The following is a 21,727-nucleotide window of genomic DNA, read 5'->3' as shown; positions in this document are numbered from 1 at the left end:
ACCAGCATGCATATTGAAACCCCGGTAATGATAACTTTTCTGGGCTATTTGGCTCTGATGATGGGGATAGGTCTTTGGGCCTACAAGGCGACCGATTCGGTCGATGACTATATTCTCGGCGGTCGCAAGATGGGCCCGGCGGTGACCGCTCTCAGTGTCGGCGCCTCCGACATGTCCGGTTGGCTACTGCTGGGTTTGCCCGGCGCCGTCTATCTCGGCGGTCTGGGCGAAGCCTGGATGGGAATAGGCCTGTTACTGGGCGCCTGGCTTAACTGGCTCTTGGTGGCCAAACGCCTGCGGATCTATACCCAGATGGCCGACAATGCTCTCACGCTGCCAGACTTTTTTGAGAAGCGTTTCAACGACGAGGGCGGCCTCCTGAAACTGGTATCTGCCGTCACCATATTACTGTTTTTCACCTTTTACGCCTCCTCCGGCATGGTGGGCGGCGCTGTGCTGTTCAGCAATGTCTTTGGCTTCGAGTACCTGACGGCGCTGCTGATAGGTTCCGCTGTGATAGTGGCCTATACCTTTGTCGGCGGTTTTTTTGCAGTCAGTTGGACAGACTTCTTCCAGGGCTGCTTGATGTTAATCGCCCTGTTGATAGTCCCGGTCAGCATGTTTACCCAACCAGAGAGCCACCAAAGCCTGGATACCCTGGACCCAGCCATGCTGTCGTTATGGAGCGATAAGCTGACCCTGATAGGTCTGCTGTCGGCTCTGGCCTGGGGGCTGGGTTACTTTGGTCAGCCCCATATTCTGTCACGCTTTATGGCGATTAACAGTGTTAAGGATCTGCCGGTTTCACGCCGCATCGCCATGAGCTGGATGTTTGTCTCCCTGATCGGCGCCCTGGCGACCGGCATTGCCGGCGCGCTCTACTTTGCCGATGAGCCGCTCAAGAATCCGGAAACTGTATTTATCCATCTGACTCAGGTCGCCTTTAACCCCTGGATTGGAGGCCTGCTTATCGCCGCTATCTTGTCGGCCATCATGAGCACCATAGACTCGCAACTGCTGGTATGTTCCAGCGTGATCACCGAAGATTTCTACCGCAAGTGGCTCAGGCCCGAGGCTTCAAGCAAGGAGCTGATGTTGGTCGGTCGTATCGGCGTGTTGGCCATTGCCATTATCTCAGTGGTTGTTGCCCTGGATCGGGAAGCCAGTGTACTGGGCCTGGTGAGCTATGCCTGGGCCGGTTTCGGTGCCGCCTTTGGCCCTGTGGTCATCCTGGCACTGTTTTGGCGTGGCTACAGCCGCAACGGCGCCATTGCCACCATCCTAGTTGGCGGCTTGACAGTAATCATCTGGAAACAATTGGAAAGCGGTATCTTCGCCCTCTATGAAATATTGCCTGGATTCATTCTGGCAACTCTGGCCGGGATTGTAGTTAGCCGTTTGTCGCCGCCATCCGAGGCTACACAGACACAATTCAGTCGCTTCAAACAGAGCCTCTAACCACGATACTTATGCCGCCGCCATAGTTTGGCGTACACTTGTACGCCAAACGCGTTCGCAGTTTGTAATTTATTGTGTCTCTAACTTTTACAGCTTGGCAACACTGTCAATGGTTGTTTTCAATCGCTGAAAACACAGTTATCACTGCTTTTCCTGTCAACTACCTACTTTTCAGTTCGTGACACGTTCGCAGCACATTTGCAGAAATTAACCAAAATATTACAATTTTTCACATCTGGTCGGAGTTGTTGACACACTGGAGCATCCATAAGATGCACTGGACTAATAAGCGGGTGCCTGTGGGGTATTAAAGACTGACAGCCAACCTGCAAACATAAAAGAGAAGATAATAATGAAGTATTTCAACAAGACTCTTATCGCAGTTTCTGTCGCGCTGATCAGTGGCCAGACCCTGGCAGCCGGTTTCCAGCTCAACAGCCAATCAGCCACAGGTATCGGCCGTGCCTTTGCCGGTGACGCCGTGATTGCAGACAACGCATCCGTGTTATCCCGTAACCCAGCCGCCATGGCACTGTTTGACAAAGCCGCTATTTCGGTTGGTGTCACCACTGTTGACGTCCAGGTAGATATCAAAGACGTTAACTTCATGGGCGGCCAGGTGGATCTGGGTGGTATTGATGATGCAGGCAGCGTCAAATGGATCCCCAACATCTATTACATCCAGCCTTTGAACGATAAATGGGCTGTCGGTTTTGCGGCCTTTTCCAACTTCGGTACCGGCACAGACAGCGCATCATTGGTCAATAGCAAAACAGTTGCGGCTCCTTATGATCTGATAGGTAATACCGAAGTAACCACCATCAACTTCAACACCAGTGTTTCCTACCGCATCAATGATATGTTGAGTTTGGGCGTCGGACTGGATTTGGTTTATGGCGAAGGCAACCTTGATCGCTATTACAATCAAATGCCTTTGGTCGATGTGGATGCCGATGGTTGGGGCATTGGCGGTATTGTTGGTGCCACACTTGAGCTAAATGAGAACAACCGTTTTGGCCTGAGCTACCGTTACAGCCCCAATGTCGATGTGAGTGGTCATATTGCGACACTGACACCTTTACCAGGCCAAACAAACAGTTTTGCTTCAACCCTGTTTGATGAGCTGGAAGTGCCTTTGGCTGACATATTCCAGTTGGCCGGTTTCCACCAGTTAACCGAAAACTTTGCGGTTCATTACACGGCTCAATACACCCGCTGGGGTAACTTTGATCAAATTACTGCCAAAGATGGTGTCAGCAGCATTTATGGTACAGGTACTGTGATTGCCAATAATGTCAATGCTCCTCTGAAGCAGTATCAGTGGAAAAACTCCTGGCTGATGAGTGTAGGCGGAACTTACGACATCAATGAGCAGTTCACCGTGCGTGCCGGTTACATGTTCGACAATGGTGTTGTCGATGAAATCAGCTCTATCTCCATTCCAGACTCTGACCGTCAATGGTTCACTGCAGGCCTGAGCTACCACATCAACCAGCATCAAACCATCGACTTCGGCATGGCCTTTGTTAAAGGTGAAGAGGTTGAGTTGGTAGAAAACAGTGCAGTAGTTGGCCCGGTTAACGCCATTACCAAATCAGAAGCCATGTACTACTCAGTGCAGTACAGCTATCAATTCTGAGCCAAAGCTCCAATGAATTTAAGCTGACAAGGCCGCCCTCCAGGGCGGCTTTTTTGTTGATTAACAACAAGTTGTTCAGGCAGCATTCAAGCTCACAGATGCATTCTCGCCAAGACTTGGTTATCTTATGGAAGGTGTAAACTGCGCTGCATCGGCTGACTTACAAGGCCGGATATAAGGCGTACTTCGTACCTTTCCTATGTCACAAAAGGATTTCGAAATGAGTAAGAATTATTCTCTGGCGGCCCTGTTGCTTGGGGGATTTATGTGTGCCGGTTTACTGCTGCTTGGCACCAGTATTGGAAATAGCCTGCTGGCAATGAAAGGTATGGAGCGAACCGTGGCGGTCAAAGGTCTGGCTGAGCGTGAGGTCAAGGCCAACATAGCCATCTGGCCGATTCGCTTCAATGAGGTGGATAACGATCTCAACACCTTGTATCAGACAGTGCAGCAAAAGACAGACAAAGTGGTAGCTTTTCTTGAACAGCAAGGTTTCAACAAGGATGAAATCTCTGTCTCTCTGCCTTCCATAGAAGACAGGCAAGCCCAGGGTTATGTCGATCCCAATGTTAAGTATCGCTACGCAGCCCGGGTGACAGTGTCGCTTTATACTCACCAGGTGGATCTGCTGCTTGAGAGCCGTAACAAGCTGCTGGCCCTGGCCAAAGAAGGCATTGCAATCGCCAGTCAGGACTATGACAGTCGCACCGAATTCCTGTTTACCGAACTCAACAGCATCAAGCCGTCCATGGTGCAGGAAGCTACCCAAAATGCCCGTGAAGTGGCCGAGAAGTTTGCCAAAGATTCAGACTCGGTACTTGGGAAGATCAAACAAGCCAGCCAGGGCACCTTCACCATTTCCGATCGCGACAGTAATACGCCTTACATCAAGAAGGTGCGAATCGTCTCTACCCTCACCTACTATCTCAACGACTGAACTTTTGAAGCGCAAACCTGAAACGGATTTTTCAATATAAACAGGTGGCCAAGGCCGCCTGTTTTCGTATCTGTATTCTGGCTGTGTATATTCTGGCCTGGGTATTCAAGGTCTAGTCAGTTACTCAAGCCACGCCTTATTTAATCATATTTTTCTAATAATAGTTGCAGGCGACCACCTTATTCATTAGAATTTTCTCATAGATGCTTTTTTGAGAACAGTTCCATGCCCAGAATAACGCCAATATTGACCCTGTTACTGCCCGCGCTGCTGCTCATTCAACCCGTTAAGGCAGCCGAGCCGGCCACAGTGACTGTCCGCCAGACAGAGCACACCCAGTTGCTGACTCTGGACGGCAGGCTCGAGGCGGTCAAGGCCGCAACCGTGTCGGCCCAAACCTCGGGACGGATCCTAAAGCTTTACTTTGATGTCAACGACCGAGTCCCCGCCGGGGCGGCGCTGCTTGAGATCACCAGTGAAGAACAAGGCGCGTCCCTGGCGGCGGCCGAGGCGGAATACGCCAAAGCCAGAGCCTTGGATACCGAAGCGCAGCTGACGCTAAAGCGCTATCAGGAACTGTTTCCCAAGGGCGCGATTTCCCGCGGCCAAATGGATCAGGCCATAGCCAATGCCAAGTCAGCCTCCCAAGCGGCCAGCGCGGCCAAGGCGAGGATCATTCAGGCAAAAGAATCACTGAAATACACAGTCGTCAGCGCACCATATGCTGGCATAGTCACGGCCAGGCATGTGGAAGAGGGAGAGACAGTCGCTCCCGGTCAGCCGCTCCTGTCCGGTTTTGCCGACGATGAGATGCGGGTGGTGATGCAGCTGCCGCAGCGTTTTCTTCAGGCCGCTAAAGCCACAGACAAGATGACGGTTATCCTAGCCGATGGCCGCAGTTTTGACGTTACCACCCCCAAGGTCTTTGGTTTCAGTGATGAGCAGAGCCGCGCCTTTCAGGTGAGACTGCCACTGCCGGCCAACACAGGCGATCTGCTACCCGGCAGTTTCGTTAAGGTGCGCTTTGCCATAGACAAACGCCAGGAGATAGTGCTGCCCAAAGAAGCGCTTTACAGCGTCAATGAGCTGTCGGCCGTCTACCTCAAGCGCGGCGATAACTTTGTCCTGCAACAGGTACGTCTGGGAGATGTGCGTGACGATGGCGTGACCATACTGGCAGGACTCGAAGCCGGAGACATAGTCGCCGCCAACGCCTATCAGTTGCTGCTCGAGCAGCGCCAGGCCAAGTAAGGGGAACTCATGGCTAATCACAGCGAAAATAACACCGGCATCTCCGGCCGCATTGCCGCCAGTTTCCAGCTCAGTGCCATTACGCCGCTCCTGGCCCTGCTGGGCTTGTTGCTGGGGATGTTTGCCATTATGGTCACTCCCAAGGAGGAAGAGCCTCAGATAGATGTGACCTTTGCCGATGTGTTTATCCCCTTCCCCGGCGCCACACCGACCGAAGTCGAGCAGCTGGTGACCCTGCCGGCAGAAGAAGTGATCTCGCAGATAAAAGGCATAGATACCCTCTACTCCTTCTCGCAGCCCGATGGCGCGATGATCATCGTCATCTTTGAGGTGGGTGTGCCCCGCAACGAGGCGATAGTCAAACTCTACAATCAAATCTATTCCAACCTGGACAAGCTGCCCAGAGCCGCGGGTGTGGGCGATCCCTTGATAAAACCCATGGGCATAGACGATGTGCCCATTGTCAGCCTGACTCTCTGGTCAGAGGATCCCGGTGTCTCGGCTCAGCAACTGACTCATGTGGCCCATGGGCTCGAAACCGAACTCAAACGCATTCCCGGCACCCGAGATGTCGAGTCCATGGGGTCCCATGAGTTGGTGCTCAATGTGCGCATCAATCCGGCCAAAATGAGTTTTTATGGTGTCAGCTTCGATGCCATCAACCGGGCGCTCGGCGCCAACAATGCGGTCTCCATGCCCGTGTCTCTGGTGCAGGATAACCAGGAGATCAAGGTGCAGACCGGCCAGTTCCTGCGTTCGCTGGAGGATGTGCAGCAACTGGTGGTCGCGGTGCACAATGACAGCCAAGGCAAGGCCGCCCCTGTCTTCCTCAGTGATATTGCCGATATCAGCCTCAAGGCCGACGTGCCCCTCTATGGCGCCTGGCATCAGAACGGTCACAGCGCCGAAGCAGAAGCTAAAGGCGTCTTTCCGGCAGTGACCATAGCCATAGGCAAACAACCGGGTGAAAACGCCGTGGATGTCGCCGATGCAATCCTTGCCAAGGTGGAAAAGAGCCGTAACCTGCTTATTCCGGACAATGTCAATGTCACCGTGTCGCGCAACTATGGCGTGACGGCGGCTGACAAGTCCAACACTCTGATCTTCAAGTTGATCTTTGCAACCGCCGCTGTGGTTATCCTGGTGGTGTTCACCATGGGAATGCGCGAGGCACTGGTGGTGGGTGTGGCGATTGTCATTACCCTGGCGATTACCCTTTTCGCCTCCTGGGCCTGGGGCTTTACCCTCAACCGGGTATCCCTGTTTGCACTGATCTTCTCCATAGGTATTTTGGTGGACGATGCCATAGTCGTGGTGGAAAACATCCACCGCCATATGGCCATGGGCAAACGCAGCCTGAGTGAACTCATTCCCGCCGCCGTGGATGAAGTGGGTGGCCCCACCATTCTGGCGACCTTTACCGTTATTGCGGCATTGCTGCCGATGGCCTTTGTCTCGGGGCTGATGGGCCCCTATATGAGCCCTATTCCCATCAACGCCAGCATGGGCATGTTGATCTCCCTGGCGGTGGCCTTTGTGGTCACTCCCTGGCTCAGTCACAAACTGCTCAGACACAAGGGTGGCGAGGGGCATAGCGACAACGCCAGCCCTGTAATGCTCAAGCTGTTTACCCGGCTTATCAAGCCATTCCTCGAGAGCCGCAAGGCCCGAGTAGGCATGGCGGCCGGCGTGTTTGTGCTGATAGGCATGGCCGTTGCCCTGCCCGTTGGCCAGTTGGTGGTGCTCAAGATGTTGCCCTTCGACAACAAGAGCGAATTCCAGGTGATGGTGGATATGCCGGAAGGCACGCCGGTAGAGCAGACGGAAAAAGTCCTCAAGGCCTTGTCCGATTATCTGGTGACTGTACCCGAAGTGCAGCATCTGCAGCTCTATGCCGGCACCCATGCCCCGATCAACTTCAACGGCCTGGTCAGGCATTACTTTGTCCGCAACAGTCAGGAGCTTGGCGATATTCAGGTCAATCTCAGTGACAAACAGCACAGGGACAGAGACAGCCACAGCATAGCCCTGGCAGTACGCGGCCCGCTGCAGCAAATCGCCCGGGGCTTCAACGCCAATGTCAAAGTGGTGGAAGTGCCCCCCGGCCCACCTGTGTGGTCGCCGATTGTGGCCGAGGTCTATGGCCCCAGCCAGGATATTCGCCAGCAGGCGGCCAGCGAGCTGCAGTCCCTGTTCCAGACGACCGAGGATGTGGTGGATATCGATATCTTCCTGCCTGCGGCACAGCAGAAATGGCAGGTACTTATCGACCGCAGCAAGGCCAGTCTGCTGGGCGTACCCTACGCCAACATAGTGGATCTGGTGGCCACCGCTGTCGGCGGCAAGGATATCAATGTGCTGCATAAACCGATGCAGAAACGCCCGGTGCCCATTCGCCTGGAACTGCCGGAGGCCAACAAACTGGATTTGACTTCAGTACTCAACCTGCGCCTCGACAGCCTCCATGGCGGCACTGTGCCCGTGGCCGAATTGGTGACAATCCGCAAGGGGCAGATAGACGCGCCCATCATTCACAAAAACATGATCCCGATGATCATGGTGATTGCCGACATGGCCGGGCCGCTCGACAGCCCGCTGTACGGCATGTTTGAAATGGCGGCAGATATCGACTCAGAAGGTGGCCTTGGCTTCAACCAGCATTATTTCAGCCAACCCGATGGTCTGGATGCCATCAGCGTACTCTGGGATGGCGAGTGGAAGATCACCTATGAAACCTTCCGTGATATGGGCCTGGCCTATGGGGTCGGTATGATTGCCATCTATCTCCTGGTAGTGGCCCACTTCCGTTCCTATCTGGTACCGCTGATCATTATGGCGCCTATCCCCTTGACCATTATCGGGGTCATGCCGGGACACGCCTTGTTCGGCGCCCAGTTCACCGCCACCTCCATGATAGGCATGATAGCGCTGGCGGGGATCATAGTGCGTAACTCCATACTCCTGGTGGACTTTATCAACCAGGAAACCGCTGCCGGAGTGCCATTTGAACAGGCGGTCATTCACTCGGGCGCCGTGCGGGCCAAACCTATTATGCTCACCGCCCTGGCGGCCATGATAGGCGCCATGTTTATTCTGGATGACCCTATCTTCAACGGTCTGGCCATCAGTCTTATCTTCGGGATCCTGATCTCCACCCTGCTGACATTGGTGGTGATCCCGGTACTTTACTATGCCCTGATGCGCAAGCGCATCGACTCAGTGATCAACCAGGCCCAGGTGGCCAAAGGAGCTTAAAATGTCTGTAGAACGTGCCACTATGGCCTTTGCCGGATTTATGGTGATGTTGTCATTACTGTTAACCGCCACTGTCCATCACAATTTTGTATGGCTAACTCTGTTTGTTGGCGCTAACCTATTCCAAAGTGCTTTTACCGGCTTTTGTCCTGCCAGCATGCTGATGCGTAAATTCGGTATGAAAACAGAGGCTGAACAGGCCAAGGCCACTGATTAAGGAATGCAAGTGAAGATAATAACCCGTACCCAACGCCATTTCCTGTGGCTGACAACTCTGCTGTTTGCTGTACTGCTGAGCCTCAGTGTTCGCGCTGAGCAGATGGTTCCCGAGGTGGCGCTGACCAAGGTCGCCCAAGGCGCCATGCTGGTGGATGTCAGAACCCCGGAGGAATATGCAGAGGGACATCTGCCAGAGGCGGTTAATATCCCCTTTGAGCAGATAGCCGAAGCTTTTGCCAAACAGGGCATTGCCAAAGACACCCCTGTGGTTGTCTACTGCCGTAGCGGTCGCCGCTCAGGCATTGCCAAAGAATCACTGGAAAAAGCCGGTTATCAGGAAGTCTACAATGGTGGCGGCTATGATAGCCTCAAGGCCAGCGCCGGCAACTAGCTGACCAGATAGCCATTAACTACTGCGCCACTCATGCAACCAGGCCCACTCAAGTGGGCCTTTTTACAAAACAGTCAACACAAAAAATTAACAAAAGCCAGAAACCAAAGATAACGGACAAGCGTCAAAAAATGCACCTCCAGTCAAAAAACCGCCTTTACCTCATACTAAAGTATCCTTTTCGCAACCATTATTCTTAAAAGTAATTTATTATGATAAATTGGAATATCTGGCACAATTAAACATACAAATCAATAAACTACACATACCTCACAGCTTACAACCCTATCCAACCTCGCATCCAGGCTTATTCAAAACCGGCAAAATTTCATGCACCCGACAATGATACATTTGGTAACACTAAACGCTTGATTGAATTTTTATTCACAAAAAATGAAATACAGCAAAACGAAATCAGAACACCATACCGCTAACATTTGTTTTACATGGTTTTTTCGTGACGGTAGATTGCAAAAGGGTCATTTAAGTGAACGCTGAAGTGCCCGAGGACAATAAACCAAGATCTGTTACACGGAAGACAAGTATGAAAAAAATAACAAATAAACAGCTGGTCCTGAGTCTGTCCATGCTGGCCCTGGCAGTTTCTGCCGGTGTTCATGGTGCACCTTTCCAGCCTCAAGCCAATGATCTGTCACAGCAGTCGCCCCTGCCCAAACGCTATATCGTTAAGTTCAAGGACAACAACGGCCTGCAAACCCTGAATGGTCAAAGCGAACTGAATCAGGTATTCGGCCAGCACAGAGCGCTTAACGGCGTTAAGGCGCGCGAAATGAAGCGCATTGGTCGCAGCCACAGCTACAGCGTCAAGTTGGATAACCCCGGACTCAAGGCGCTACGTGCCCGCACCGATGTGGAGTATGTCGAAGAAGATATGCCCCGCCGCTTGTTGAGTGAAACCACGCCCTGGGGGCAAACCTATGTCGGCTCGACTCAGTTGGCCGATAATCTCAGCGGTAATCGCACCATATGTATCATAGACTCCGGCTATGATCGTGCCCACCAGGATCTCAGTGGCAACAATGTCACAGGTACCAACAACTCGGGCACCGGAAACTGGTTCGAGCCGGGCAATAACAATGCCCACGGAACCCACGTTGCCGGCACCATAGCCGCCATCGCCAATAATGAAGGCGTGGTTGGGGTGATGCCGAATCAGAACGCCAATATCCATGTGATCAAGGTATTCAACGAGTCAGGTTGGGGTTACTCCTCTTCATTGGTATCTGCCGTGGATACCTGTGTCGACAATGGCGCCAATGTGGTCACCATGAGCCTGGGTGGCCCAAGATCCAGCACCACTGAGCGCAATGCCATGACCAACCACTTTAACAACGGCGTGCTCTTGATTGCTGCAGCCGGTAATGCCGGCAACAATACCCACAGCTACCCGGCTTCCTATGATGCGGTAATGTCTGTGGCCTCGGTCGACAGCAACAAAGACCATTCGGCCTTTTCACAGTATACCAATCAGGTCGAAATCTCCGGCCCGGGTGAAGCTATCCTCTCAACCGTGACTCGCGGCGAAGGACGTCTGGCTGATATTGTCATTGCCGGTCAGTCGCTGTTTGCCGAAGGCGTGGTGCCTCACAACCGCCTTGTACCATCGGGCAGCAACTATGTGCCCTCGCCCATCAGCGCCAGTGCCGGCGGCGAACTGGCCGAGTGTGACACCAGCGGCAGCAACTACAACTGCGGCAACATGACGGGCAAAGTCTGTTTGGTGCAGCGTCTGGAAAACCAAGGTGCCGGTTATCCCGAGATCAATGCGGTTCGCGCCTGTAACAACGCCGGTGCGGCAGCGACTATTGTCTACTCCAACAGCACTCTGCCCGGACTGCAAAACCCCTTCTTGGTGGACTCAAACACTGAATTGACCAAGGCATCTGTGTCGGTAGACCGTGAAACCGGTCTGGCGCTGCGTAACCAAATCGGTCAGCAGGCCAGCGTATCCAACACCATTGGCGAAGATTATGAGTACTACAACGGTACTTCCATGGCGACGCCACACGTATCCGGCGTCGCGACTCTGGTATGGAGCTATCACACTGAGTGTAGCGCCGCCCAGGTGCGTCAGGCACTGAAAGCTACCGCCGAAGATCTGGATGTGCCCGGCCGTGACGATCGCACCGGCTATGGTCTGGTCAATGCCGTGGCCGCCAAGGAATACCTGGATGCCTCCTGTAATGGCCCGAGCGATCCCGGCACACCAAGCGATGGTCAGTTGGAAAACGGTGTGGCAGTCAATAACCTAAGCGGTGCCAAAGACGATGAACTGCACTTCTTCCTCGATGTGCCTGCCGGCGCCTCCAATCTCAGCTTCAACCTGAGTGGCGGCACTGGTGATGCCGACCTTTACATGCAGTACGGCGCGGCTCCAACCACCAGCAGCTTCGATTGTCGCCCCTGGAAAAGCGGCAACACTGAAAGCTGTTCGGTCAACAGTCCTCAAGCCGGTACTTACTATGTGATGGTTCGCGGTTACAGCAGCTTCGGCGGTGCCAGCCTGGTGACTAGCTACACAGGCTCAAGCAGCACAAATCCAGGTGGCGCAGCGAGTTACACCAATGGTGACAATATCGATATTCCCGACAACAACAGCACTGGCATTACCAGCCCCATCAGTGTCAGCCGCAGCGGTGATTCGGGCGTAGTCACTGTGGATGTCAGCATAGTGCATCCTTACATTGGTGATCTGCAGATTGAACTGCACAGCCCCAATGGCCGGATTGCCGTGCTGCACGACAACACAGGCAAAGACACAGACAATATCAACCAGAGCTATTCGGTCGATATGACAGGTGTCGAGTCCAGTGGTACCTGGTTGCTCAAGGCCGTCGACTCGGGTCGCCGTGACCTAGGCTACATCGACAGCTGGTCACTACACTTTAAGTAATCTCTCTTTCAAGGGGTCGCTACGGCCCCTTTTTCCTCTCTCTCTATGGTTTCCCCTTGGCTGAAGAGCTGCCGGACAGTTTGACGCAACTTTTTCAACCTTTTTGCAAGGCATTTGAAAAGCTTCTCGGTTATACTGGCGCCGCTTTTATAACACCAGCTACCAAGGCCCATTGATGACAGCTCCCAACTCCCCTCAAACCAACAAAGATCCCCTGCACGGCTTGACCCTCAAGGCGATACTCACAGAAATGGTGGAGCAGTACGGTTTTGATGGCCTGGCACAAAGGATAAAAGTGCGCTGCTTCAGCCATGATCCCAGCATTAAATCGAGCCTGACTTTTTTGCGAAAGACCCAATGGGCCAGGGAAAAACTGGAACGCCTCTATCTGACCAGCAAGGGCTTGCCCATTCCGCCTCACCTGCTGGACAGTTCAACCCCGGCAACACGGGAAAAGCCGGCCAAACAAATCTGTGCCGACAAACCTCAGACCAATGCCCATATCTGGGGCAAAAAAACCGACTAACCAGGCCCAGATACAGCACGCAACCCGCTATATTTTTAAACAATTTTGCCTCAAAATTGCTAAAGTCTCTCTCAATGCAGCCGATAAGCAGTTATCGACTATCAGCACGAATAGATGCCGCCAGGGAGGTTAATGATGAACATTGCAGGCTTAGGTCAACTCGCCACTCAAGGAACAGGTCCCCGAAGCCTGAGTGAAGTCACTGTGGTCGCCAAGGACACAGCTAAGGAAAGCGCTGCCACAAGTCCCGACAGCCAAGATAAAGTGAATATCTCTTCTGCCGGTCACAAAGCACTGGCGGATGATGTGGGCGGTCAGTTGCACAGAAATAATTCGGCGCAAACCTCAGAAGCGCAGGAAGCCGCCGAGGAAGATACCTCGGGTATGTCTGAAATTGACAAGAAGATTAAGGAACTGCAGAACAAGCTCAAAGAGTTGCAGCAGGAGTTGCAGCAGTTGAATGGTGATGACTCAGAGGCCGCCGAGATAAAGCGTAAACTGCTGCAGGATCAGATAGCCGCCGTCAGTGGTCAACTGGTCGCCTTAATCAAAGAGAAAACCCACCAGGACAAGAATGCTGCCACTGAGGGCTGATGCCGCTCAGATAGGCATGCTGAACAGCAGGCGCCAGATCTCCAGCCCATCACCACTGCGGTAACTGAGCCCCAATCTGTCTATGCCAAGTACGGGCTTGGCAAGGGCCAGGGTGGCGCCCAGCTCAATACTGCCGGACACCAAGGTGTCCTGATTGAGGTCGCCGGCAAACTGTAACTGGTCAAAATACCAATAACCCAAAGCGAACACCCTGGGCTGCATCTGTAACCCCTGCCAGGACCAGTGATAAGGCAAGCCGATATCTACCCCGGTTTGCAATACGGAAAAGCTCTGGCTAATGCTGAACGCCCGTTCACTGTAGGCGGCAAATTTCAACCGGGTCACCCACAAAGAATCTGCCTGCCACAGTTCAAAATGACGTAAGCCACTGATGCCGGCAGCCATGATGGCGACATTACCGCCTTGGTCGAAATTACTGCCAAAACCGAGATCGCCATAGGCCTCCATGCGCCAGTTTTCATCCAGACGCCAACGCTTTTCAAAGCCGGGGGTCACGGTCAAGGTACCAACACTGGATGGCAGTTCAAATTCACCGGCATCTTCAAGGCTGTAGTTGAAAAAGCCTACAGAGATAGGCAGGCGCAATAAGAACTCCGAGTCCTCACTCTGCTCCAACGTAAAGTCCAGCGGTAAGCTGATGACTGTGGCATCCTGCTCGGATGCGCGATAGACCCCACTGCCAAGATAGCTGCCAAAGGCATAATGGGAGTTGTCCGGTGGCCGAGCGTGGCCGGGAGACTCTTGAGCATAGATTGGCGCTGCAAGCAGCAAAAGCCCCAGGGAAGACACACTCAATAAACCAACTTGGGTTGATGCTTTCCCCGGTGACTTCATCTTTGCCGACTCAGTCCTGATGACCTTCGGTGAAATGATACTCAGACATCATATGGCCAAGCTCAGTAGACTTGGTCTTGAGGTAGGCTTCGTTGTAACGGTTTTTGCCAACCTGCAGCGGTACCCGCTCGACGACTTCAATGCCGATATCTTTCATCGCCTGCACCTTGCGCGGATTATTGGTCATCAACCTAACCTTGTGAACACCGATTTTTTCCAGCATGGGCGCAATCATATCGTACTTGCGCATATCGGCCGGAAAGCCCAGGCGCTCGTTGGCTTCCACTGTATTGGCGCCATCGTCCTGCAACTCGTAGGCTCGAATTTTGTTCAACAGCCCAATGCCACGACCTTCCTGACGTAGGTAGAGAATAAAGCCCTGACCGGCTTCAGCGACATTTTGCATCGCGGTCTGCAGTTGAAAGCCGCAGTCACAGCGCAGGCTGAACAGGGCATCTCCGGTGAGACATTCCGAATGGATCCGTCCCAGCATGGGTTTATCGGCTTGGAGCTCACCAAAAGTCAGCGCCACATGCTCTTTACCGGTTTCGGTATCCTCGAAACCATGCATGGCAAACACCCCCCAAGGGGTTGGCAATTTGGCGGTGGCGATAAATTTAATAGACATGAATTAACCTTAACGACTGCTCTCATTCCCTGAGACGGTTAACATCCTTCAAAATCAAGATAATAGTGAAGCGCGCTCAGTACTCAGGCCGGTCATTTTATGCGTTTTTACCACCGACCGAAATACCCAAGTGAATTCATTGGTTATTATTTGCTGTCACGGCGGCAGTTAAAATGCCTTGGGTGCAAACCCGGTAACGGCAGTAATGCCCATTTCTCTGCCCAGCGCTGTCATGGGATGCACAACGACCAACCCCCGAACCGACTTTTTGAGCTTGCCCATATCGGCCTGTTCGGCCTTGGTGAGTGCACGGCTAAACGGCAGATCGCGAATAGACTGCCCCTGTTTGCCAAGCTGACGACTCTGCTGCCCCTTGATGGCTGCAATCCGCTTACTGACGGCGGCGATTTCCCGCTGAAACTGGGCAATGATAGGACCATCGCCACGTTGCTCTGCGGCGGCCAATTTACGGCGATACTGATCCAGCTTATCGTTGAGCTGTTGCAGCTCCTGCTTCAAATTCATTCTGTTACCTTACAAAATCCCGGCACCCTGAGAATGGACGGCCTGGTTGCCGTAAATGTGCCGGACAGAAGTATAACAGCAACTCAAGCTCAGGTGACGGGGTTTTTTAGCAGGGAAAAGCAATTGTGTTAACCAGTTTTCACTTTTGTACTTATTGAGGGGCTTTGAGCAGGTGTATCACCTGATTGGCCGAACCGCGAAACTTCAATGAGGGGTCCGCTTGCTCCTGCACAAATTTACCATCCACCAACACATGAATAAGCCCGAGCAATTCCCGCTGCGCAGGACTGAGCTCATCGAGACGATAACCAGTCCAGAGCCAGACATCCTTTCCCGGGCATTCGTCGCGCACCCGCAACAGCAAGGCCTTGATGGCGTCAAGATTGCCCGGATACAGTGGGTCACCGCCGGAGAGTGACAGGCCCCTTCTCGGGATCCGGCTGTCATTGAGATCGGCAATAATCCTGTCAGACATCGCCTGGTCAAAAGGATGCCCGGAGCGGGGATCCCAGGTTGACTGGTTATAACAACCCCGGCACTGATGTTCACAACCGGAGACAAACAGGGTTACCCGGGTGCCCGGTCCATTGACCACATCCACGGGGTAATACTGATGATAGTTCATAGCTATATCCACAAGGCGCCCCAAGGGGCGCCTTTATTTAGGGAAAGGGGCAAAAATGCAAGCGTAAGTACACAGAGTACTGTTTTACATCTTCCTTTCGTTAGAGGTGCTTAACCCGACGCTTGACCTCTTCCTGCTTACCGTGGTTAAAGGGTCTGGCATCCGGGCTGCCAAGATACCCACAAACCCTGCGGGTCACAGACACCCGACTGGGCTCATGATTACCGCATTTGGGGCAGGTAAAGCCCTTGCTGGTACAGATAAACTCACCAGTAAAGCCACAGTCGTAACACTCATCTATCGGTGTGTTGGTTCCATAGTAAGGCACCCGGCTATAGCTGTAATCCCAGACATTCTCAAGCGCTTCCAGGTTGTGCTGCATATTCGGGTATTCGCCATAGCAGATGAACCCCCCATTGGCGAGCTCAGGATACGGCTGTTCAAAATCGAGTTTGTCGTAAGGGTTCACCTTCTTCTCTACATCCAGGTGGAAACTATTGGTGTAATAGCCCTTATCGGTGACACCATCAACCAGGCCAAAACGCTTGACATCCAGCTTGGCAAATCGGCTGCACAGGCTCTCACTCGGTGTGCTGTAGAGGCTGAAACCATAACCGGTTTCCTCTTTCCAACGCACAGTGGCCGCCTTGAGGTGAGCCACTATGGCAACCGCTTTCTGCCTCAATGCTTCATCGTCAAACACATGAGTGTCTGTGCCATAAAGCGCATTGATTGTCTCATGCAGGCCAATGTAGCCCAGAGAGATGGAAGCTCGGCCATTTTTGAAGATTTCGGCAATGTTGTCATCACCGCGCAGGCGCACGCCGCAAGCCCCTTCCATATAGAGAATGGGCGCCACTCTGGCCTTGACGTTGGCCAGGCGTTCGATGCGGGTATCCAATGCCTTGCGGGCCATCTCCAGCCTTTGATCCAAAATGCGATAAAACTCGGCTTCATCGCCCTTGGCCTCCAGCGCCACCCTCGGCAGGTTCAGGCTGACGACGCCTAAGTTGTTGCGACCTTCATGCAGCAGCTCGCCGTTTTCCTCATAGGTGCCAAGGAAACTGCGGCAACCCATAGGAGTCTTGAATGAGCCAGTAACCTTGACCACCTGCTCATAGTTAAGAATATCCGGATACATGCGGATGCTGGCACATTCGAGCGCCAACTGCTTGATATCGTAGTTGCAGTCGCCGGCCTTGTGGTTAATACCATCACGAATGGCAAACACCAACTTGGGGAAAACCGCTGTTTTACGGTTCTTGCCAAGGCCTTCCATACGGATCCGCAAAATAGACTCTTGGATCAGCCGTGACTCCCAGCTGGTACCCAAACCAAAACCGAAGGTAACAAAAGGCGTCTGACCATTAGCGGTATGCAGGGTATTGACCTCATATTCCAGCGACTGGAAGGCGTCGTGACACTCTTTCTTGGTCTGCTCTGTGGCAAACGCCTTGGCATCGGTAATCCCCCACTTGAGCGCCGTTTGATAATGCTTGTCGTAGCTCTTGGCCACAAAGGGGGCCAACACTTCATCTATGCGGTTGATTGTGGTGCCGCCATAAATATGGCTGGCGACCTGGGCGATGATCTGCGCGGTAACTGCAGTGGCAGTCGAGATGGATTTTGGCGTTTCAATCTCGGCATTGCCCATCTTGAACCCTTGGGTCAACATGCCACCGAGATCGATCAGCATACAGTTGAACATAGGGAAGAAAGGTGAATAGTCGAGATCGTGATAGTGGATCTCACCGGCCTCATGGGCGGCAACCACATCCTTGGGCAGGATATGATGTTTAGCATAATGTTTGGCGACAATACCGGCCAGGAGATCCCTCTGGGTGGGGATCACCTTGGAATCTTTATTGGCATTTTCGTTGAGCAAGGTCGCGTTACTCTGCTCGACCAGGCCGCGGATCTCCAGATTCAGGCGGCTGCTGGATTCACGGCAGATATCTCTGTCATGACGATATTCTATGTAGCTACGGGCCACTTGCTTGTACGGCCCTTCCATCAATAGATTTTCTACCCTGTCCTGCAACTCCTGGATATTGACCTCGGCCTTGTCGGTTACCGCCTGGGTGACCAAAGCTGCAACTGTGGCCGCATAGTCCGCATCTTCTATACCGCAGTGGCTAGAGGCCGCCAGCACCGCATCCCTTATCCTTGTTTCGTCGAACTGAGTACGGCACCCGTCCCGCTTAATCACTACCGGCATTTCTTTAATCTCCATGTTGTTTATTTAACACCATATATAGTGGTGTTTTATTAACCAAGCACTATATGTGGAGATTAAGCGACAAATCGCTCTTCAATACCATGATCTGGATCATGGTATTGAAGAGGATGAACAACACTATGGGATTAGTGCCGACGAGCACAACTTGTGGAGATTTTTCCCTTGACCGGGCTCCAAACGGCCGCTAGTCAGTACCTCTTTACCAAGGCCAGATAACTGTTGATTTGCCCACTGCCCTGCTGCTGGCTGCCCATGGCTGCAGCGGTGCGCATCAGCGCGCTGACACCACTGAGCCGGGATAACAGTTGCGGCTCTTGCAGTGCGGAGTCGACCTTGGCCGCTAGCTTGCTGCTGCCATTGCCGCTCTCTGCGCTCTTGGCAGTTTGGTTTTCGCCCTTGAGCACGGCATCCAACTGAGCCGCCACCTTGTTGGCCGCCAAAGAGCTCGATGGGGTATACATCATCCCCATATTGCCCATAAGACTGTCCGCTCCCTCAAGTGCATTGAGCAAAGGGCTTTGGCTGGCCTGTTGTCTGAGCAAACCAATCTGGCCTTGAATAAACTCCTTGAGGCTGACGTTATCCTTGGTATCAACTCCCATCAGGCCATTGCCCTGCAATTTGACCATCTGACTTTCAGACAACAGCCCTTCCTCGCCGAGGCGCGCCAACAGCTTGGGCAAATCGGCACTGCTGAACTGGCCTGAGCCGAAAAACTCCTTGGCCAACTCCTGCACCCGTGCGGCTCTTTTGCCATCGTTGGAGAGGGATATGCTGTCCTGCCCTATATTTGCCGAGGTTGAGCCCTTGCTTTTGTTGTCACTGACAGTTTCAGTGTCGACAACCGAGAGGCCGCTGCCGCTGGTCAAACGATTGTTGACGCCATAGGCATCGACCCCGGACAATCTGGGATCCACAGAAGAATGGATTGGCTGCATGTCAGTTTTCCGTCATATCGACGTTCTATTGGTTGTTTTTAAGACAAAATTGCTTGAGAAATGTCAGAAAAACGCCCTTTGAGCGCCTTGATGCTAATGATGTGCTGAACTATGCAGAAAGTGTGCCCACACCGCAGAAAATGTGCCCACACCAAGCATTAATAAAAAGCGCCTGCTTCAGAGACGCCCCAACGCCGCATCAATCAGATGCGAGGCCTGCTGCACCGCCTTCTCACCGGCGGCAATGGCTTCACTGGCACGGTGGAACTCCATAGTGCCTATATCCGACACCTTAGGTACAATACAGATATCCGGTGGATCTCCCATTAAACGCGCGCGCTTGTGGCGCTGCTCCAGAATATCCATCGACTGTGACATCACAGCCAACATACCGGGTTCAGCCTTATTGCCAAGAGAGAACTTGTCGGTCAGGCCGGAAATATAATCCTTGCCCTTGGCCAACAGATCCATAAAACCACTCTCAGAGGAGTGTTCCGCCACTTTGCTCTGCAATGAAGGTTCTTCGCTATTAAGCGCCACCGGCAACACTTGCAGTTGCTCGCGCCTATGACCATGCAAATCGACGCCTATCACCAAACTCGCGCCCATAGCTCTGGCCACAGACACAGGAATGGGATTCACCACAGCGCCATCCACCAGCCAGCGATGCCCCTGACGCACTGGCGACATGATCCCCGGCATGGAACAGGAAGCTCTGACGGCTTGGCGTAAATCCCCCTGACGGAACCAGATCTCCTGCCCTGAGTAGAGGTCGGTTGATACAGCAGTAAAAGGATACTTAAGTTCTTCAATCAGGAGATCACCGATGCGATCTTGAATGGCACTGAATACCTTATCACCACTGATGAGTCCGCCCTTACCCCAACTAATATCCATCAACCCCAACACATCCCAGCTGGAAAAACTGCGCACCCAGTCTTCCAGCTCTTCGAGGCGCTCATTGGCATAAGCCGCACCGACCAGGGCACCTATAGATGAACCGGCCACCTTATCTGGCTTTACTCCCATTGCTGCCAAGCCTTTGAGTACACCTATATGGGCCCATCCTTTGGCGGCGCCGCTTCCAAGAGCAACTCCGATACAGGGTTCATGACTCTGCGCCATCCTCTCTCCTTAATATTTTCTACCAATCACGCAGCCTAAGCTCAATCAGCCAAAGCAGCATACACCCGAAGCCGGAGCTGCTCCAGATTTTATCCCTGGAGCCTGTTGTGGTTAACTCAAGACATTTTAAAACCAGTCAGCAACCATTTCGACACTCTATTGACTAAATACATGCCCCACAGCGTAAAAGCCGTTATAATATGCGGTCGTTTTTATTGAGGAGTTTCACCTTTGCATTTTTCCGATTTTTCGCTGGATCAGCGTCTGCTGCAAACCCTTAAACATATGGGTATCGATGAGCCCACAGAGATTCAGCGTGAAGCGATTCCCGTGGCGCTGGCCGGGAAAGACCTGATGGCCTCATCCAAGACGGGCTCGGGGAAAACCTTGGCCTTTTTGCTGCCGGCGATGCAAAGGGTGATCTCCACCAAGGCGCTCAGCAAGCGCGATCCCAGGGTACTGATACTCCTGCCGACCCGTGAGCTGGCCAACCAGGTCTACGCTCAGTTGCGTCTACTGGTTGCCAATACCCAGTACCGGGCCATCAGTGTGCTTGGCGGGGAAAATTTCAACGATCAGGCCAAGGCGCTGGCGCGGGATCCGCATTTTATCGTCGCCACCCCGGGGCGGATTGCCGATCACCTGTCACAACGCCATCTGTATCTGGAAGGGCTGGAACTGCTTATTCTTGACGAAGCCGACCGCATGCTGGATCTCGGCTTTGCACCACAACTCAAGGCAATCAACGACGCCGCCAACCATAGACGGCGGCAAACCCTGATGTTTTCGGCCACTTTGGAACATGAAGAGGTCAATGATATCGCCGCCACCTTGCTCAATGACCCGCAACATGTGGCCATTGGCGCCGCCAATGCCGAGCATCAGGACATACACCAGCGGATTTTCCTCTGTGACCATCTGGATCATAAAGAGACGCTGCTGATTGAACTGCTAAAGCGCGAACAACAGCGTCAGGTGATCATATTCACCGCTACCCGCCAGGATACCGACAGATTAGCCGAAAAGCTCAAGCAACAAGGCTACAGCGCGGTGGCGCTCAGTGGTGAACTGCGCCAAAGTGCCCGTAACCAGATAATGGATCAGTTCAGCCGCGGCCAGCAGCAAATTCTGGTGACAACCGACGTGGCCTCCCGCGGTCTGGATCTGGTGAACGTCTCCTTGGTGGTCAACTTCGACATGCCCAAGTTTGCCGAAGAATATGTCCACCGTATCGGCCGTACCGGCCGCGCCGGCGCCAAGGGCGACGCCCTGTCTCTGGTGGGCCCCAAGGACTGGTTCAACTTCAAGAAGGTGCAGAGCTTTCTCGGTCGCCGCTTCGAGTTCAGTTCCCTGGAGGGGCTCGAACCCAAATTCAGTGGCCTGGCCGATCCCAAACGCCAGAGCAGCAAACCAAAGAATACCAAAGCCAGCAAACCCAAGGGCCGCAGCAAAACAGCGGCTAAACCGGGCAAGGCCAAGTCAGGCAGAGACAAGCGCTTTATTACCGGGGTGGATGTGGGCGATGCCCCGATGAGGCGTAAACCCGCTCCAGTAAATAACGGCAATGAAAGCGACTCCGAATCATAAGATTAACATTAGCCGCCGGTG

Annotated in this window: 18 protein-coding genes; 11 read left to right on the top strand and 7 right to left on the bottom strand. The window is 53.1% G+C overall.

What is annotated here, in order from left to right; translation table 11 throughout:
- Positions 1-6 precede the first annotated feature (6 nt).
- From putP to ACMHXH_RS04320, 10 genes are all read left to right on the top strand, one after another.
- The gene (gene putP, locus ACMHXH_RS04365; RefSeq protein WP_071475906.1) at positions 7-1,458 is read left to right on the top strand and encodes a sodium/proline symporter PutP; all 1,452 of its coding nucleotides are present in this window, start codon (positions 7-9) and stop codon (positions 1,456-1,458) included.
- 352 nt (positions 1,459-1,810) lie between these two features.
- On the top strand, positions 1,811-3,097 hold the full coding sequence (locus ACMHXH_RS04360) for an OmpP1/FadL family transporter (RefSeq protein WP_039032863.1): 1,287 nt from the start codon (positions 1,811-1,813) through the stop codon (positions 3,095-3,097).
- 220 nt (positions 3,098-3,317) lie between these two features.
- On the top strand, positions 3,318-4,034 hold the full coding sequence (locus tag ACMHXH_RS04355) for an SIMPL domain-containing protein (protein WP_162206240.1): 717 nt from the start codon (positions 3,318-3,320) through the stop codon (positions 4,032-4,034).
- 225 nt (positions 4,035-4,259) lie between these two features.
- Positions 4,260-5,285, top strand: coding sequence for an efflux RND transporter periplasmic adaptor subunit (locus ACMHXH_RS04350; RefSeq protein WP_162206241.1), 1,026 nt, complete (start codon positions 4,260-4,262; stop codon positions 5,283-5,285).
- Positions 5,286-5,294: 9 nt separating this feature from the next.
- The gene (locus ACMHXH_RS04345) at positions 5,295-8,540 is read left to right on the top strand and encodes an efflux RND transporter permease subunit (RefSeq protein ID WP_335911976.1); all 3,246 of its coding nucleotides are present in this window, start codon (positions 5,295-5,297) and stop codon (positions 8,538-8,540) included.
- A 1-nt stretch (position 8,541) separates the two neighbouring features.
- Complete coding sequence (locus ACMHXH_RS04340; RefSeq protein WP_039032859.1) at positions 8,542-8,757, top strand: DUF2892 domain-containing protein; 216 nt, start codon at positions 8,542-8,544, stop codon at positions 8,755-8,757.
- Positions 8,758-8,760: 3 nt separating this feature from the next.
- Positions 8,761-9,150, top strand: coding sequence for a rhodanese-like domain-containing protein (locus ACMHXH_RS04335; RefSeq protein WP_039032858.1), 390 nt, complete (start codon positions 8,761-8,763; stop codon positions 9,148-9,150).
- A 544-nt stretch (positions 9,151-9,694) separates the two neighbouring features.
- Positions 9,695-12,064, top strand: coding sequence for a S8 family serine peptidase (locus ACMHXH_RS04330; RefSeq protein WP_335911975.1), 2,370 nt, complete (start codon positions 9,695-9,697; stop codon positions 12,062-12,064).
- A 175-nt stretch (positions 12,065-12,239) separates the two neighbouring features.
- Positions 12,240-12,590, top strand: coding sequence for a VF530 family protein (locus tag ACMHXH_RS04325; RefSeq protein WP_319619413.1), 351 nt, complete (start codon positions 12,240-12,242; stop codon positions 12,588-12,590).
- Between the two features lie 132 nt (positions 12,591-12,722).
- Entirely contained in the window at positions 12,723-13,184 is a 462-nt protein-coding gene (locus ACMHXH_RS04320; RefSeq protein ID WP_143078358.1) for a hypothetical protein, read from the top strand.
- A gap of 6 nt (positions 13,185-13,190) precedes the next feature.
- On the opposite strand, the gene ACMHXH_RS04315 is transcribed toward ACMHXH_RS04320, so the two are convergent.
- The 7 genes from ACMHXH_RS04315 to rssA all read right to left on the bottom strand — a co-directional run bounded on the left by ACMHXH_RS04315 (position 13,191) and on the right by rssA (position 20,119).
- Positions 13,191-14,039 (bottom strand): hypothetical protein, encoded by an 849-nt coding sequence (locus ACMHXH_RS04315; RefSeq protein ID WP_039032854.1) that lies wholly within the window; start codon positions 14,037-14,039, stop codon positions 13,191-13,193.
- 10 nt (positions 14,040-14,049) lie between these two features.
- On the bottom strand, positions 14,050-14,667 hold the full coding sequence (ribA, locus tag ACMHXH_RS04310; RefSeq protein WP_039032853.1) for a GTP cyclohydrolase II: 618 nt from the start codon (positions 14,665-14,667) through the stop codon (positions 14,050-14,052).
- A gap of 168 nt (positions 14,668-14,835) precedes the next feature.
- On the bottom strand, positions 14,836-15,192 hold the full coding sequence (locus tag ACMHXH_RS04305; protein ID WP_039032852.1) for a YibL family ribosome-associated protein: 357 nt from the start codon (positions 15,190-15,192) through the stop codon (positions 14,836-14,838).
- Positions 15,193-15,343: 151 nt separating this feature from the next.
- Entirely contained in the window at positions 15,344-15,817 is a 474-nt protein-coding gene (gene nrdG / locus ACMHXH_RS04300) for an anaerobic ribonucleoside-triphosphate reductase-activating protein (protein WP_144360858.1), read from the bottom strand.
- Positions 15,818-15,917: 100 nt separating this feature from the next.
- The gene (nrdD, locus tag ACMHXH_RS04295; protein WP_039032850.1) at positions 15,918-18,035 is read right to left on the bottom strand and encodes an anaerobic ribonucleoside-triphosphate reductase; all 2,118 of its coding nucleotides are present in this window, start codon (positions 18,033-18,035) and stop codon (positions 15,918-15,920) included.
- Positions 18,036-18,244: 209 nt separating this feature from the next.
- Positions 18,245-18,994 carry a hypothetical protein gene (locus tag ACMHXH_RS04290; RefSeq protein WP_335911972.1) on the bottom strand — a complete coding sequence of 250 codons (750 nt, stop codon included), beginning with the start codon at positions 18,992-18,994 and terminating at the stop codon, positions 18,245-18,247.
- 177 nt (positions 18,995-19,171) lie between these two features.
- The gene (gene rssA, locus ACMHXH_RS04285; protein WP_039032848.1) at positions 19,172-20,119 is read right to left on the bottom strand and encodes a patatin-like phospholipase RssA; all 948 of its coding nucleotides are present in this window, start codon (positions 20,117-20,119) and stop codon (positions 19,172-19,174) included.
- Between the two features lie 231 nt (positions 20,120-20,350).
- Here rssA and ACMHXH_RS04280 point away from each other — a divergent pair, with 231 nt between their 5' ends.
- On the top strand, positions 20,351-21,706 hold the full coding sequence (locus ACMHXH_RS04280; RefSeq protein WP_039032847.1) for a DEAD/DEAH box helicase: 1,356 nt from the start codon (positions 20,351-20,353) through the stop codon (positions 21,704-21,706).
- Positions 21,707-21,727: the final 21 nt, after the last annotated feature.

This window comes from Shewanella sp. BJSY2023SW001 (assembly GCF_047314685.1).
In the GTDB taxonomy this organism is placed as follows: domain Bacteria; phylum Pseudomonadota; class Gammaproteobacteria; order Enterobacterales; family Shewanellaceae; genus Shewanella; species Shewanella indica.
This window is presented reverse-complemented; position numbering and strand designations above follow the sequence as displayed.

What these genes read in the sequence shown, in the direction of transcription:
- putP (WP_071475906.1), top strand. Translation starts at nt 7, where the DNA reads ATGCATATTGAAACCCCGGTAATGATAACTTTTCTGGGCTATTTGGCT.
- ACMHXH_RS04360 (WP_039032863.1), top strand. Translation starts at nt 1,811, where the DNA reads ATGAAGTATTTCAACAAGACTCTTATCGCAGTTTCTGTCGCGCTGATC.
- ACMHXH_RS04355 (WP_162206240.1), top strand. Translation starts at nt 3,318, where the DNA reads ATGAGTAAGAATTATTCTCTGGCGGCCCTGTTGCTTGGGGGATTTATG.
- ACMHXH_RS04350 (WP_162206241.1), top strand. Translation starts at nt 4,260, where the DNA reads ATGCCCAGAATAACGCCAATATTGACCCTGTTACTGCCCGCGCTGCTG.
- ACMHXH_RS04345 (WP_335911976.1), top strand. Translation starts at nt 5,295, where the DNA reads ATGGCTAATCACAGCGAAAATAACACCGGCATCTCCGGCCGCATTGCC.
- ACMHXH_RS04340 (WP_039032859.1), top strand. Translation starts at nt 8,542, where the DNA reads ATGTCTGTAGAACGTGCCACTATGGCCTTTGCCGGATTTATGGTGATG.
- ACMHXH_RS04335 (WP_039032858.1), top strand. Translation starts at nt 8,761, where the DNA reads ATGCAAGTGAAGATAATAACCCGTACCCAACGCCATTTCCTGTGGCTG.
- ACMHXH_RS04330 (WP_335911975.1), top strand. Translation starts at nt 9,695, where the DNA reads ATGAAAAAAATAACAAATAAACAGCTGGTCCTGAGTCTGTCCATGCTG.
- ACMHXH_RS04325 (WP_319619413.1), top strand. Translation starts at nt 12,240, where the DNA reads ATGACAGCTCCCAACTCCCCTCAAACCAACAAAGATCCCCTGCACGGC.
- ACMHXH_RS04320 (WP_143078358.1), top strand. Translation starts at nt 12,723, where the DNA reads ATGATGAACATTGCAGGCTTAGGTCAACTCGCCACTCAAGGAACAGGT.
- ACMHXH_RS04315 (WP_039032854.1), bottom strand. Translation starts at nt 14,039, where the DNA reads ATGAAGTCACCGGGGAAAGCATCAACCCAAGTTGGTTTATTGAGTGTG.
- ribA (WP_039032853.1), bottom strand. Translation starts at nt 14,667, where the DNA reads ATGTCTATTAAATTTATCGCCACCGCCAAATTGCCAACCCCTTGGGGG.
- ACMHXH_RS04305 (WP_039032852.1), bottom strand. Translation starts at nt 15,192, where the DNA reads ATGAATTTGAAGCAGGAGCTGCAACAGCTCAACGATAAGCTGGATCAG.
- nrdG (WP_144360858.1), bottom strand. Translation starts at nt 15,817, where the DNA reads ATGAACTATCATCAGTATTACCCCGTGGATGTGGTCAATGGACCGGGC.
- nrdD (WP_039032850.1), bottom strand. Translation starts at nt 18,035, where the DNA reads ATGCCGGTAGTGATTAAGCGGGACGGGTGCCGTACTCAGTTCGACGAA.
- ACMHXH_RS04290 (WP_335911972.1), bottom strand. Translation starts at nt 18,994, where the DNA reads ATGCAGCCAATCCATTCTTCTGTGGATCCCAGATTGTCCGGGGTCGAT.
- rssA (WP_039032848.1), bottom strand. Translation starts at nt 20,119, where the DNA reads ATGGCGCAGAGTCATGAACCCTGTATCGGAGTTGCTCTTGGAAGCGGC.